Origin of the sequence: Alteracholeplasma palmae J233 (assembly GCF_000968055.1) — a bacterium.
In the GTDB taxonomy this organism is placed as follows: domain Bacteria; phylum Bacillota_I; class Bacilli_A; order Acholeplasmatales; family Acholeplasmataceae; genus Alteracholeplasma; species Alteracholeplasma palmae.
On the sequence record NC_022538.1, the window covers coordinates 544651 to 560789 of the forward strand.

At 28.6% G+C, this 16139-nt stretch carries 10 protein-coding genes; 9 read left to right on the forward strand and 1 reads right to left on the reverse strand.

What is annotated here, in order from left to right; translation table 11 throughout:
• Window positions 1-76 precede the first annotated feature (76 nt).
• From BN854_RS02630 to BN854_RS02650, 5 genes are read left to right on the forward strand one after another with little or no spacing between them, the layout of a single operon-like run.
• Window positions 77-1258 carry a hypothetical protein gene (locus tag BN854_RS02630; RefSeq protein ID WP_026657454.1) on the forward strand — a complete coding sequence of 394 codons (1182 nt, stop codon included), beginning with the start codon at window positions 77-79 and terminating at the stop codon, window positions 1256-1258.
• Entirely contained in the window at window positions 1258-2355 is a 1098-nt protein-coding gene (locus tag BN854_RS02635; RefSeq protein ID WP_026657461.1) for an ABC transporter ATP-binding protein, read from the forward strand. Before BN854_RS02630 ends, BN854_RS02635 begins: the two co-directional genes overlap by 1 nt.
• Complete coding sequence (locus BN854_RS02640; RefSeq protein ID WP_045959720.1) at window positions 2342-2854, forward strand: hypothetical protein; 513 nt, start codon at window positions 2342-2344, stop codon at window positions 2852-2854. The genes BN854_RS02635 and BN854_RS02640 overlap by 14 nt, the downstream gene beginning before the upstream one ends.
• Entirely contained in the window at window positions 2844-3389 is a 546-nt protein-coding gene (locus tag BN854_RS02645; protein WP_026657476.1) for a hypothetical protein, read from the forward strand. The genes BN854_RS02640 and BN854_RS02645 overlap by 11 nt, the downstream gene beginning before the upstream one ends.
• Before the next feature lies 1 nt (window position 3390).
• A complete protein-coding gene (locus tag BN854_RS02650; protein WP_026657484.1) occupies window positions 3391-4941 on the forward strand; it encodes a glycoside hydrolase family 28 protein in 1551 nt (516 codons plus the stop codon).
• 166 nt (window positions 4942-5107) lie between these two features.
• Here the strand turns inward: BN854_RS02650 and BN854_RS02655 are convergent, their stop codons facing one another.
• Complete coding sequence (locus tag BN854_RS02655) at window positions 5108-6607, reverse strand: transposase (protein ID WP_026653792.1); 1500 nt, start codon at window positions 6605-6607, stop codon at window positions 5108-5110.
• 270 nt (window positions 6608-6877) lie between these two features.
• Between BN854_RS02655 and BN854_RS02660 the strand changes: the two genes are divergently transcribed.
• The 4 genes from BN854_RS02660 to glmU all read left to right on the forward strand — a co-directional run bounded on the left by BN854_RS02660 (window position 6878) and on the right by glmU (window position 16048).
• Entirely contained in the window at window positions 6878-12046 is a 5169-nt protein-coding gene (locus tag BN854_RS02660; RefSeq protein WP_026657492.1) for a DUF1542 domain-containing protein, read from the forward strand.
• Between the two features lie 592 nt (window positions 12047-12638).
• On the forward strand, window positions 12639-13352 hold the full coding sequence (nagB, locus tag BN854_RS02665; RefSeq protein WP_026657499.1) for a glucosamine-6-phosphate deaminase: 714 nt from the start codon (window positions 12639-12641) through the stop codon (window positions 13350-13352).
• A gap of 9 nt (window positions 13353-13361) precedes the next feature.
• Entirely contained in the window at window positions 13362-14672 is a 1311-nt protein-coding gene (locus tag BN854_RS02670) for a phosphohexomutase domain-containing protein (protein ID WP_026657506.1), read from the forward strand.
• Window positions 14669-16048: a bifunctional UDP-N-acetylglucosamine diphosphorylase/glucosamine-1-phosphate N-acetyltransferase GlmU gene (gene glmU / locus BN854_RS02675; protein ID WP_026657514.1), complete on the forward strand. Its 1380-nt coding sequence runs from the start codon at window positions 14669-14671 to the stop codon at window positions 16046-16048. The genes BN854_RS02670 and glmU overlap by 4 nt, the downstream gene beginning before the upstream one ends.
• The last annotated feature ends 91 nt before the right edge of the window (window positions 16049-16139 follow it).

Genomic DNA, 16139 nt, shown 5'->3' on the forward strand with positions numbered 1-16139 from the left:
TACAAACATAGTAGTGAAGACGTAATCACGTCTTCACTACTCATGTTATTTTTAAAAATAGCGAGGAAATAAAAAAATGGAAAATGTACAAAAAAGTTTTTCAATAAGTAATATATTTGAAAAAGTCATTAGTTTCTTTAAAACTAATAAACAAAATTTATTAAATATTCTTCTCTTAGTCTCTGCTATACTTTTGTTTATTTATTCATTAGGGTTTTCTACTGGCTGGGCTATTGGAAATCAGATTGGTGGTAGAATTGGTGATTTAGTTATAAAAGAAGCGACACCCGCTAATAAACTAATGTTAATTTTAAGCTTTTTAGTATTAGTTTCTGTAATTATATCAATGCTATTAGGGACACATAAGAGAAAAAAATTCTCAATTGCTAATTATGTAGCAATTTCAATCACTTCCCTTTTACTAATTACAACTATTATTGTGTACTTTGTAAAAATCAGTCAATTAAGCAAAGAATTTGAACTTTTATTAAACGATCCAAGTCTTTCAGAAGATTGGAAAACTTTATTTATGATAAATTTTGCTAAACCTGAAGATATTAGATTAATTTTCAGTTTAGGAATTTATATTATTGCAATCAGTAGTTTAGGATTCATTGGTAATATATATACAATTGTTGATAAAATATTATATGCAAAAGAGTCTAGAGAAACATATACTAGCATGATGAATAAAATTCAAAGTGGCGATGTTACGTTAATTGATAGTAGAAAAAAATCTAATAATAATGATGATGAATCAATTACAATTAATGTTGATAAAGAAACTGAAATTATGGATATGAAAGTTGATAAAATGAGATACCAAAATAATGGAGTTTCTTATGGATTAATTTTACTGTCAATTTTATTTGTACTTATTGCAGGATTCATGACTATCACATTTAACTCATTTACAAATGATTCAAGCCAAATTAAAGTTGTTCCAAATTTAAATATCGCATTAGATATCGTTATGATTATTTTAACATTACTATTATCTTTCTTAGGAGCAGAAAAGGTTAAGTTCTATAAAATTAAATGGACTTATGGTATGATGATAATTTCTGTTGTAACTATAGCAAGAATTTTCTATATTCCTTTACAAGTTTTAGGAAAAGATGAATTACCAGCTGGTAGATTTAGTGTAATTGTTATTTTAATGTGTATTGCTGCTGGATTACAAATTGCTGGTGCTGTGATTGGTTATATAAAATCTAAAAAATTAGAGAATCATCTTAAGAAAATGGGTGAAAAATAATGGCAACTATGAATTTAAAAAATGTTAATAAAGTCTACCCAAATGGGGTTCAAGCAGTTTTTGATTTTAACCTAGATATTAAAGACGGAGAGTTTATTGTTTTTGTTGGTCCATCTGGTTGTGGAAAATCAACAACATTAAGAATGATTGCTGGATTGGAAGAAATTTCAAGCGGTGAATTAATGATTGACGGACAAAATGTTAATGAAACTGCTCCTAAAGATAGAGATATCGCTATGGTTTTTCAAAATTATGCCTTATATGCTCATATGACAGTTTATCATAATATGGCATTCAGCTTAGTTTTAAGAAAAGAAAATAGTGATATTATCCATGAAAGAGTCATGTGGGCAGCAGATATACTTGGACTTACTCCATATTTAAATCGTAAACCAGCTAACCTTTCAGGTGGACAAAGACAACGTGTTGCTGTAGGTAGAGCTATGGTTCGTAACCCAAAAATATTTTTATTTGATGAACCACTATCAAACCTTGATGCTAAATTACGTGGTGTGATGAGAAGAGAATTAAAATTACTACACCAACAATTGAAGACTACAATGGTTTATGTAACACATGATCAAATTGAAGCTTTAACACTTGCTGATAGAATAGTTATTATGAAAGATGGATATATACAACAAGTTGGAACTCCAGTTGAAATATACTCTAATCCAGCTAATAAATTTGTTGCAAACTTTATTGGTACACCACCAATGAATATGTTTGATAGTAAAATTACAGAAGATGGAAAATTAGCATTTGGTGGACAAATCATTGAGATCAATAGTAGTAAAGTACTTAAATCACTTGAAAGTTATAAAGGGAAAGATGTTATTATTGGAATTAGACCTGAACATGTTCTAGTTGAAAAAACGACTAAATTTTCTGAAGGATTGCCTGCAAAATGTACTGACTATGAATTACTTGGATCAGATTCATTAGTTCACTTTGGCGTAGAAGGACAAAAAGTTATAGCAAAAGTCAAGGCTCGTGAAGTTATTTCAAGAGGAGAAAATATAAGTTATTCATTTAACATTGATAATGTATATTTCTTTGATAAAGAAACGGAGGCAAGAATCTATGCAAACAAATAAGGATAATAAAGAAAAAGAAAGCTTTTCATTTAGATTTAAAAGATGGTATTCATTTAATAAACAAAATATACCTTTTTACTTCATGCTTTTATCTGTATTAATAATTACAGGAACTCTAGATTTTCAATTAGGAAAAGGATTTAGTTTTAAGTCACATATTAATGCGATACTTCAATTAGATACAAACATTGTTGCTTTCTATCTATTTTTACTTAATATTACTGCACTTGTTCAAACATTCTTCGCATTTTCCTTTTCCAAAGCACAATCTCCTAAAACTCTCATAATGAATACTGTACTTACACTTTTACAATTAGTTATTACAGTATTATATGTATTAGTATTCTTAACAGAAGGAAGCAGAATTCCAGGCTATAAACCAGGGTCATCTGCAATATTGTCAATAATGTTTTTATCTTTAGGGGCATTATTTATGACAATTTCTACAGCTTTTGCTTGGAAATATGTAAATTGGAAGTATGTTAAAATTGAAGACTAATAAGAACGACGATCAACAAACTCCTAACCCATACGGAATTGATAAATTTTCAAATATAAAACCTGGTATTAAAATCGGGTTTTTAAAATTTTGGCTAGCAGGAGCTTCTTACCTGTTATCATATATGACGCCGCAATTACTAAGTCAAGATGGTTCAACAGAGTTACTTGCGTTATTTATTATTATGTCATTATTAACTGAGTATCTAGTTAATAGTGTAATAGTTTGGATGAATAATGATAAACAGCCTACTTATAAATACTTACCATTAGGCTATATTAACAGAAAGTCTATATGGAGCTTATTTGCAAGTATGCTATATGTAATTGTTACTTTGGCCATTACTTTTTTTGAAGCATTCTTACTTAACTCATTATTCTCTGCTTTGAAAATACCAACACTTGCAGGACTTTTAGTTGGAGATAGTAATAGCATGGAGCCAATTACATTTGGATTGCTTTTTGTTTTAGCTGATTACATATGGTTAGTCGCAAAAAGACTAATATTAAAAATAAAGAAAAAGGAAAAAAAATAGAATGAAGTTTAATTTAGTATTCAAGTCATCTAGAAGTTTTACTTTCGAACTAGATAATAAAGATATATATTTTAATAAAGAAAAATTTGATGTATTAGTAAATGGCAAAGTTGAACTTAGCGGTATTAATACAAATGTATTTTCAATATATAATTTAGATTCCAATACGGAGTATGCAATCACTGTTGGAAAAACAACAGAAAAATTTACTACAGACTATGAATCATCAGTAGTAAATGTAAGAGACTTTGGTGCTATTGGCGATGGTGTTACTGAAGATACTTTAGCAATACAATCAGCTATACTAAGTGTTTTAGAAAATGGAAGAGTATTAATTCCAGAAGGAACATATTTAGTTAGACCATTATTCTTAAGAAGTAATATAACAATTGAAATTGTTAAAGGTGCTACATTGCTTGGAGAAACAGATAGATATAAATATCCAGTATTACCAGGACAAATTAAAAATAACGATGGATCAACTTTTGAATTAGCTAGTTGGGAAGGAACACCAGATGCTACATATGCTAGTATTATTACAGGTGTTTCAGTTTCAAATGTTAAGGTTATTGGTGAAGGAATTATTGATGCAAATGCACAAAACTCAGACTGGTGGGTTGATGTGAAAAATAAACGTGGACAATGGAGACCTAAAGGTGTTTTCTTATCTAACTGTAATCATATAGGATTCCAAGGTGTCACTGTAAAAAATACGCCATCATGGAATCTACATCCATACTTTAGTAACTATATTGATTTTATTGATATGAAGTTAATGAGCCCAAAAGATTCACATAACACAGACGGATGTGACCCAGAAAGCTGTGATTATGTAAATGTTATTGGTGTTAACTTTTCAGTTGGAGATGATTGTATCGCAATTAAATCTGGAAAATATGAAATGGGTATGAAATATCGTAAACCAACATCTCATATGACAGTTAGAAACTGCTTTATGAATCATGGACACGGAGCAGTTGTTTTAGGAAGTGAAATGAGTGGTGGAATTACTGATTTATCGGTATCACAATGCTATTTCTATAAAACAGATAGAGGATTAAGAATTAAAACACGTCGTGGACGCGGAGAATCAGCAATCATAGATGGTATTACATTTGAAAATATATATATGGATGGCGTTTTAACACCATTAGTAATGAATATGTATTACTACTGTGATCCTGATGGGAAAACAGAATATGTTTGGAGTAAAGAAGCATTAAAAGTTGATGAAAGAACTCCTTATTTAGGTAAGTTTGTATTTAAAGACATGAAATGTATTAATGCTCACGCCGCAGCTGCTTTCTTCTATGGATTACCTGAACAACCAATTAAATCAATTACAATTGAAAATGTTGATATTTCGTTTGCTGAAGATGCTAAACCAGCAAGACCAGCAATGATGAGTTTCCAAGAAGAACAACTAAAAGCTGGACTACAATTCAGATATGTTGATCATGTAGAATTAAAAAATGTTAACGTTTCAGGTGTTGATACAGACAATTACGAACCAATTGTTTTAGAAAATGTAAAAGAGTTTATTCAAAAATAATGATATAAAGGAGCTGTAAAGAAATGAAGTAATTCACTACTTCAAGAACTTAACAGTTCTTTTTTTCTTATATCTACCGTGAACTATGTGGATAAAATCAAAAAACATCTACTTTTAGGCGTCAAAAAAGAAGATTCTATTAAAATCTTAAGTTTATTGTAGATATCTATTCTGTTATTCTATACTTTTTATTATGATATTTTCTCAAATTATACCCAATCGCTGTTAAATAAAACTCCATTTTAACATTATGAGTTAATCTTCGTCTAAATCTTCTTACTTTAAATGCTTCTTTAATCACTCCAAAGGCACCCTCAACTTGAATTGACCTTTGAACTCTTAATTCAATTCCTAATGGTGATGTAAGATTTTTAATAACCTCTTTTTGGTATGTAAGATTTTCATCATTAATCTCTTTACGCTTACCATTTGGTAATTCATATACATCATTACCTCGATTATTTCTATACAGATACTTTAAAGTATCTCCATTAGGTGTTAAATAATCATTACCTGATTTAGTAAGGTTAAATGGAAAATATGGATCTTTCATTCTTTTTTTGTCATGCGTATCTTTAGCATACATTGCATATTTTTGATAAAGCTCCATATCGTTTAGTTTTAAATAACGATAATTCGTTAATCCACCATATCCAGCATCCGCTACTGGATATTTTGGATAGAAGTCATAACTTTTCTTAAATCCTTCTAAAAAAGGAATCAAAGTTTTATAATCACTACGTTCTTTATAGATATCTAGATGTAGGATATATTCATTTGATACACCAATTTGTATATTATACCCTGGTTTTAATTGACTATTACGCATATGATCTTCTTTCATATGCATAAAAGTCGCGTCTATATCTGTTTTAGCATATGAGTTTCTATCATTACCCATAATCTTTAAATGTCTTTCATACTCTACAAGTTTAGCTAAATATTCTAAGATATGTTCATAATCTCTTTGTAAAGTAGTTTTTCTTTGACCTTTACCATATTTAAACTCTATTAATTCCCTATCTATCTCATTAAGTAGAAAGTCTTTGATGCTATTTAAATTATCAGTGTTATATGTTTCATGTATTGGAAAGAAGATATCTGAGTCTTCATATCTTTTATTTAAGGATTCTATCTGTTTGGTTATTTTTTTATATAACTTATCTCTAAACTTTTCAATAGAACCACGCCATGTAAAACTATATTTATTAGCCACCGATTCTATTTTAGTACCATCTATATATAATTTATCTGTATCAATAGATTCTTTTTTTATTAAGTACTTACTTAGTTCATAAAAGATTTCATCTATTCCTTTAACTAAGTATTTATCCATAAAGGTTTTTATTGTTTGATGACTTGGCATTAATTCATCTGTAAGCCACATGATTCTAATATCATTTTTAGCAGCTTTTGCCATATCTCTTAAGGATTGAATCTTTTCCATTTGACAAAACATGATCAGTTTTAACATTTGAACCGGATTATAACCCATACGACCTCTTGGGTCTTTTGAGCTATTTAAGTATTTTTTTATCTCCAATTTTCTAAATACTTCATCAAATGTACGAACTTCACTATCAAAAGGAATTTTTATGTCTAATTGTAGTGGTAATTTTAACTGTTTTGGGTTAAAATTATGTTGTATATTTTGTTGTGTTTGCATACTATAATTATACCAAAAAACCGCCCTAGGATTCTAGAGCGGCTTTTTTGTTTTATAGACTGTTACTTTTATTTCGTTACAGTCCCTTTTAATTTTATACTCATATCATATTTATCAAAATATCTAACAAAAGTAACAATTTACTAAAATAATGCATTTTAGGACATTTTCAAAGCATTCTATTACATGTAAAGGATACACATACTAATTATATATATAATAAGGCTAATGTATTATAAAAAATAAGTGTATATAGAAAAGAGGGAAATGATGAATAGAAAAATAGTAAATAATACAAAAACAATGCTTTTCATTTTCATGATTATAATAATAGGGATTTCGGTACTTATTTACCCGTCATCAAGCAGAAAAAAGCAAACCGGCTATTTTGAAAATCAACTAATAGATGACTGGAATAGTCAACAGTTAAACGCAATAGTTCAAGGTATGCCACCATTAGGAAATAGAATAGAAAATCCACATATTAGATATAATAGTACTGCAAGCACTATACCTTCTTGGAGAATTGATGCTACTAATGATGTATTCAGTGGAACCACTCAAAACGTACGAATAAGTAATTCTAGTACAACGAATAATTTTCGAAATTTACAAGGTTTTTCCTCATTTAGGCTGATTTCTGATAATCAAAGTGGTGTCTTTAGCTCTAAATCTGTAGGAACAGTACCATCAAGTGGATCTAATGCTGCTTTTTATCTATTAGCACAAACAGCAAAACTAGTTCCTGGGAAAAAATATTACTTTAAAGCAGAATTAAGTAGCGCACTAGGAAGTAATCGAGTTGCACTAAATATTTATCCAGGAACACAAACTGCTGGGAATGGAATATTAGCAACAACAAATGAAACAATCACAGGGGATCAGTCACAGTACTATGAACTAGAATTTGTTGCCCCACAGGAAAATGTAACACTAAGTATTAGACACATCAGAAGAAATACTGATGCAACCCTTCGTATCCATCAAGTAGGTTTTTACCTAGAAGATGACTACATATTACAAAATGACTTAAATGACTTATTTCAAACATTAGAATTAAAAAATTTAAAACTAGATACATTAACTTCGATTAATGAAAAAATTGCAAGCATTCAAAATAGACTCACCAATAATCCTAACTTATATTCACCAGAGGTTAAAAAATATGTTGAAGATGCTTTAGTTACAGCAATCAACCAAAGAGATCAATTTGTTAATATCTATAATAAAATAGATTCAGCATATACAGATGATACAAAACAAAACTTAAAACCTGAAATAAACCAAGAATACTTGAATAATCTATTAAATGATATTAATCAAGTAACTAATGAAGCTTTTAAAAATGATTTCATTCAAAAGTATACAGAACTTAATAGAATATATGAACTTAGAAAAGAAGGACAATCTAGAAAAGAAGAATATGCACTAATTGCAGAAGAAAAGAAAAAACAAATAGACCTTTTAAATTATTTAACAGATGAAGAAAAACAAAACTATAAAGATAGAATTACAGATGAACTAGATAAATTTAACAAATCTATAGATGAGTCTAAACAAATGTCAGATTATGATACGATTGAAAATGAATTTAATACAAATGTCGGTAATATAGTTAGCAAAGCATCTGACATAGAGAAAGTTAGGGCTAAAGCAGAAAGTTTAAGTCAAATGATAAGACAACTTGAAAATCTTAGCAATGATGAGAAAGCTGATCATCTTGAGCAAATAAGAATAACTAGAAATCAGGCAATAGGTAATATTAAAAATGCGGAAAATGCAAATCAAATTACAGAAGCCTTTCAAAATGGAATTACAAAGTTAGAAGATGTATTCTTAAAGGCAAACCAAATTAGTGCTAAAAATGAGCTAGAAGTATTAGCCTCTAAAGAAACTATTAAAATAGAAAATCTAAAATCAATAGATGAAGATAAAATAAAAACTTACCTAAAAGATATTAAGGATAAACTTGAAGATGCTATAACATCAATAAGTGAGGCAAATACTAAAGAAGAAGTGCTTAACTTTAAAGAAACAGCTAAACCAAAAATTATACTTATTACTTTAAATGCAACCAAAGAAAATGCTAAATTTGAATTAGAAGAATATGCCAAAGATAAAACTACTGAACCTTTTTCTACAGAATTAAGTAAAATTATTTCAGATTATCAAACTGAAATAGATAAAATAACAGACATTGATGATGTAGAAGATAAAGTTAATGAAGCGAAAAAAGCAATTGATCTACAAGTAGAAAAAGAAAAAAGTGTTAACGATTTAGAAAAAATTATCCTTGAGATAAAGACAAAAATAGATCAAGAAGGTAATTTCAGTCACTTAACACAAGAAGAAAAAGATGATTATAAAGCATCACTTGATGCGCTTTTAGAAGAAAGAAAAAAGGATATATATAGTAAAACTACTATAGATGATGTAAAGACTGAAAAAGAACTGATAGAAAAAGAATTACAAGAAATTTTATTAAATGTCGGAAAGCAAAATGCTAAAAAGAATTTAGAAAAAATTAAAAATTCTCATGAAAATCTAATAACTGACCTAAAACTATCTCCTGAAAGAACTGCTGATTATGAAGGTTTACTTAGTGATGCAGTGACAAACGCAGAAACTGCGATTAATAGAAGAACAAATCAAGATACAGTAGACTATGAAGAAGAAAATGGAATAAAAAATTTAAATAAAATATTACTTGATGCACAAAAAGAAAGTTATTCAAAAAAACTAGATGAAGCATTAGCTCTACATCTTGGAGAATTAGAGGGACTAACAAATCTAGGAGAAACAAAAGCAGAATTTGAGGCTGCTTTAAGAAAAGTAGTTACTGATGCTAAAGAAGAAATTAACAATCAAGATACTTTAGAAGATGTAATAACAATATATGATAAAGCAATAAGAGATTTATTAAGAGAATATAGATCAGCTGAACAACAAAACTCAGGAGAATATAGTAATGCTAAAACAAGTTATCAATCAGACTTAGCAGCAAAAGCTCAAGCTATGAAAGACATTATAAATTCCATGAACTACTTAGGAGATAAAAAAGCAGGGTATACACCAAAAATTGACCAAATAGTTACGGATGGAAATGCTGCTATGGATGCTTTAGAAGGAGAAGATAAAGCTCTACTAAGACAGGAATATAACAATGCTGTTCAAAAATTAGAAGAACAATTACTAGATGCCAGAATAGAAAATGAAAAAGGAAGATCAATAGAAAGTATTACAAATAGATATGCCCAAGCGATAAATGTCTTAAAGACAGTCTCACCTTTAACAGAAAAACAGGAAGCAGAACACAAGGCGACATTAGATAAGGCTTTATCAGATGGGATTTCTGCGATTGGAGAACTTAAGAGTCTTGCAGAGATTGCAGCTAAAAGAGAAGAAATTATCACAGAAATAGATAAAGTATATCCAAGAGCACATAGAGATAAATCATATAATGAAGTTATGAATACCTATAACTACGTTAATGATCAGATTGACAATGTTTTAACTCATTTAAGTGATGACCGTAAAAATGCACTGAAACAAGAAACATTAGTTATTATTACTAATTTAAAAGAGGATATAGATGCAGAACCAACAATTGAAGCTGCTCATCAATTGGCACTTTCAAAAATAAATGAGTTAAATAAAATTTTATTAGATGGTAAACTTGAAAATCAAAATGAAATACAAATAAAAAAAGATGAGTTAATAGCTGCCTTAAACAAAAAAGCTAGTGATGCTATTGCCCAAATAGAAGGTTATGATAGTCTAACTCCGGGTGAAAAGAAACGTTTCATTGAAGAAGAAATAGAAAGAATAAAACTATCTGGTATTAAACAAATAGAAAATGCTGCTACATATGAAGAAGCAATTCAAATACATGATGAAAAAGTCAAACAAATTGATGAAGTCTTATTAAACGCTAAAAGAGAAAATGCTTATGGAGAAATTGAAGAACATGTACTAGATTTATTAGATGGAGGTTCTATAAGTCAAGAAGTTGCTAGAATAGTAGTAGAAAACTTCTATGAAATATCACAAGAAACGGACTATGTTAAAATTGATGAAATAGTTGAAAAAACAAAAAAACTACTTACAGAAACAATATTATCAGAAATTTTAGAGACTCAAAAGTATGTTAAAGAACAACTTGAAAGCTATGCTAAAGATCCTAACTTAGATGCGATTAAAGATATTATTGAACAAAAGATGAATGAAGTAGATCAACATAATTATAATAGTCCATCTGAGGTCAATGGAATTATAGAAGAAGGAAAAAAACTAATTGATGAACATTTCAAGAGTCTAGTAGATGAAGTTAAAGATAAGGTAAGAAAAGAACTTGAAGAAGTCGCATATAAGCCAATTAGTCCTGAAAATAAAGAAATTATTGAAGAACAAGCTAATAAAGTAGATATTGATAATTATGATAAACCTGATATCATAGAAGAAATCATCAATGAAGGAAAAGATAAAATTAATAACCAAAACAAAGAAGAGTTAGAAAAAGCAAAAGAGGATGTTAAAAAAGAACTTGAAGAACATGCTTCAAAACCTATTACAGAAGAAGAAAAAGAAATTATCGAAGAACATGTTAATAAAATTGATGATAAAAATTACTCTGATAAAGAATCAGTAGACAAGATTATCCAAGATGGAAAAGAAGCTTTAGATAAACAAAAAGCAATCGATGCAGTAAAAAAAGTGTATGAAGAAAAAAAGAATACAGGATTTTATAAGGGTGAGGACTTAAAAGCAATTGAAGATATATACTATAAAGCAGTCGAAGATATCACTAAAGCAACTGATAATATAAGAGCCATTAGACAAGAAGCAATTAATAATTTAAACAATATTAAAGTAAAAGAAGTCACAACAGGAGACTTTAGTTATGGTAATGGAAATATAGAATATAAAGATGGAAGTCCAAAAGTAATTACATCTATTATGAATCAAGAAGGTATGCTTGCTGGAACTCAAATAAAAATTGAAGTAGGCAATTTAACAAAAGATAAAATAAAAGAATTAGAAAACTTGATTAAAAGTAATAACTTAGACTTATTATCTAATAAAAAAATTATTGCTAAATATAATATTTCTCTTATGACTCAAGACGGTATTATCATAACCGAATTTGAAGGAAGATATGAAGTTAGAATTCTTTTAACAAAAGATATGAGAAATATTGAAAAACCAATAGTGTTTCACCAAGGAACAGAATTAAAAATATTAAATACTAAATTAGAAAGTGGATGGCTAATTTTTGAAACAGAACACTTTAGCGAATTCTATTTAATGGAAGAATCTAAAACGAATATGTTAGATAATTTATTAGATTATATTATTATTCTATTATCTGTAACAATATTGATTGAAATACTGATTATACTTATTAAAAAAAGAAGAAAATACATAAGAAATATTCAATGAGACAGTACTGACTATAAAACAAAAAGCCGCTCTAGAATCCAAGAGCGGTTTTTATGCATAATTATAGTATGACAAGTACACAAAGTATACATAGATATTATGATCCGGAATAGTTAAGATTATAATTAGAGACCCAAAATCCTTATGATTAGAAAAAATAAGTAATAAACGATTTTGGGAATATAAAGACAATGCTTAGAAAATATTTTCTAAAGTTATCAATTAAATTTCATATTATTTTTTAGGATACTTAATACATGTAAAACTTTTTCTAAATCTATCATGAACTTATTACCAGTATTGCAGATAATGGATAAGCATTCTTGATTTAGATTCATAGTAGTCTTCAAATAGATATATTATAGTATAAATAAAAAATTACCGATAGGTAATATTTTCCATAAAAGAGCGTTATTCTATTTAGAAATACACTAAAATTACTGCTCGGTAATATTTTAATTAGAAAATATTATAGTTGAATTAAGTTTTTTTCGTAATTTTTCTATATAGAGTATAAAAAAATATAGATAAATGGTATAATATTTCTTGTCTAACACGCATGAATGCGTTTAAATCAAAATAGAGGGAAAAAATGAAAATCAAAATATTTCAAAATGATGAACAGTTATATAATGAAATTAAAAATCATATTATATCTGAAATCAGGGAGTTACCCAGTTTTAATTTAGGGCTGGCAACAGGATCAACACCAGAAAAACTCTATCTCAAACTCATAGAAGCTTATACAAGCAAGGAATTTGATCCATCAAGTATTAAAACTTTTAATCTAGATGAATATATAGGACTAGAAGAAAGTCATGAAGCAAGTTATCATTACTACATGCAAACTAAATTATTCCAACATATTCCATTTAAAGGATCACATGTACCAAAATCTACTGGAAATCCAGAAGAAAATGTTAAAGAGTATAACAAATTATTAGAAGAAAATCCTATAGATTTACAAATACTAGGAATAGGATCTAATGGACATATCGCATTTAATGAACCTAATACATCATTTTTAGAAACAGTTCATATCGCTACTTTAACAGAAAAAACAATTATCGATAACTCACGGTTTTTTAATTCCATTGAAGAAGTGCCTAAAACTGCAATCACAATGGGGTTAAAAAATATTATGAATGCTAAAAAAATTATCCTAATCGCAACAGGATTAAATAAAGCAGATGCTATTTTCAAAACAGTAAAAGGCGAAGTAACAGAAAAAGTACCAGCAAGTATCTTGCAACAACACCCTAATGTTACTATCTATCTTGATAGTGAGGCAGCATCTAAATTATAGGGAGAACATATGAACAAAAAATATTTTGGAACAGACGGCATTAGAGGCGTTGCTTTTTCTAAACTCAATTCTGAATTAGCGTTTAGAGTGGGAATAGCAATTGCTAAGGTCTTTAAACCTGAGACAATAGTAATTGGTCAGGACACAAGAAAATCATCTAATATGCTTGCATATAGCGTTGCTTTAGGGGCATCAACATTAGGTGTATCAGTAAAATTAGCAGAAGTAGTATCAACACCAATGTTAGCTTACTACTCAAAAGAAAAAAATATGATAGGGGTAATGATTACAGCTTCTCATAACCCATATCAAGATAACGGTATTAAAATATTTAAATACGGATATAAGATGCTTGATGAGGAAGAACTAGCTGTAGAAAAAATAATTGATGAAGCCATTTCTATTAGTGATGCTAATTTAGGGTTAGTTACTTTAACAAACGAAGTTACTGAGATTTATGAAGCATATTACGAAACACTTCATTTACCTCAAACCAATTTAAAAATCGCAATCGATACAGCAAATGGGGCAACTTATAAAATAGCGCCTAGAATGTTCTCTAATTACTCAAATAATTATTATCAAATAGGTAATATTCCAGATGGAGAAAATATTAATTTAAATGTAGGTTCTACGCACTTAGATGCTATTATAGAAAAAGTAAAAGAAACAAAGTCAGACCTAGGTTTTAGTTATGATGGTGATGGCGATCGTATTTTAGTAGTCGACCAAAATAAAGTATATGATGGTGATATGATTATTTATATTATTGCTAAATATTTAAAAGAAAAGAATTTATTAAAAAAAGATACAGTCGTTTTAACTAAAATGAGTAATCCAGGTATTATCAAATCATTTAACAAACTAGGCATTAAAGTATCACTAACAGATGTCGGTGATAAGTACGTATCAAATGAAATTATGACAAATGGATACTCAATTGGTGGAGAAAATTCAGGACACATTATCTTAAATGATTTATTGCCATCAGGAGATGGTGTACTTGTTTCCTTATTTATTACAAAGATTTTAACAGAAAGTAAAATGACTTTAGCATCATATACAAAAGATCTTGAAATTTACCCTCAAAAGTTAATCAATATTAAAAATGTAGACACAAATATACTTTCACATAAAGATATTATAAATGCTTTAGAAGAAGCCAAAAAAGAACTAGGAGAAGATTCACTACTTTTAGTAAGAAAAAGTGGTACAGAGCCATTAGTTAGAGTAACAGTTAGTCATAAAGATGAATTAGTATTAAACAAAGTTATTACAAAACTAGTAGACTTAATTACTAAGTTAGGAGCCTTAAAATGAAAAATTATGCATTAGTGCTTGCTGCTGGAAAAGGAACTAGAATGAAAACAGACATTCCTAAAGTTGCTTTCCCTATTTTAAAAAAACCTATGATTGAATACATTGTTGAAAATATTGAAAAATCAGTAGTAGATGAAACAGTATTAGTCTTAGGATATAAAAGAGAGTATATTGAAGAAATCTTAGGAAATAGATCTAGTTATGTTTATCAAGAAGAACAACTTGGAACAGGACATGCTGCTATGCAAGCAACTAACTATTTTAAAGATAAAAAAGGAAATACATTTATCATGCCTGGCGATGTTCCATTAATTTGGTATAAAGATATTAATAAAATGTTTTTAGCCCATGAAGAAAATGGAAACGACCTAACAGTAGTTACAGCCATTTATGACAATCCAAAATCATATGGTAGAATTGTTAGAAACGCACAAGGTGCGATTCAAGCAATTGTAGAAGAAAATGATTGTAATGAATACCAAAAAACAATTAAAGAAATTAATACAGGAATTTATATTGTTAATAATGAAAAATTCTTTCCTTTACTAGAAAAATTAGAAAAAAACCCTAAAAAAGGTGAGTACTATATTACTGATATGATTGCCCTAATGAAAAAAGATTATAAAGTCGGAACATACACAGTGAAAAACAATAGTCTAGTTATGGGAGTTAATGATTTATATTCAGTTTCTATTGCAGAAAAATATTTAAGAGAATACATTAACAAAAGTCACATGTTAAATGGTGTTTCAATTATTAACCCTGAGACAGTCACTATTGGACATAATGTAGTCATAGAATCTGGCGTAATCATTAATCCAAACACAACTATTACAGGAAATACAGTTATAAAAACTGGTGCTACAATAGGACCTAACAGTGAGTTACATAATGCTTTAGTAGACGAAAACGCAGTAGTAAGACATAGTTTAGTATATGATAGTCATATCGGAGAAGGAACTACTGTTGGACCATATGCACACTTAAGAGATCATGCAGATATTGGAACATTTAATAGAGTGGGTAACTTTGTTGAAGTTAAAAATACTAAAACAGGACATAAGACTAAGATGAGTCATTTGGCTTATGTAGGTGATGCAGAAGTTGGCGACAGAGTTAACTTTGGTTGTGGATCAGTAACAGTTAACTATGATGGTGTCAATAAGCATAAAACAATTATAGGATCAGATGTATTTATAGGATGTAATGTGAATTTAGTTGCCCCTATAAAAGTAGAAGACAATGTCTTTATAGCAGCTGGATCAACTGTAACCAAAGATATACCTAAAGGTGCTTTAAGTATTGCAAGAAATCAACAAATAAATAAAGAAGATTATTTTAAGAACTTAATTAAACCAAAACCTGAAAAGGAATAAAAATCATGCCTTGTAACTTTTATAGTTATGAGGTTTTTTTATTTTAAAATAATACACATTGTATTTTTATTCAATATATGATAGAATAGAT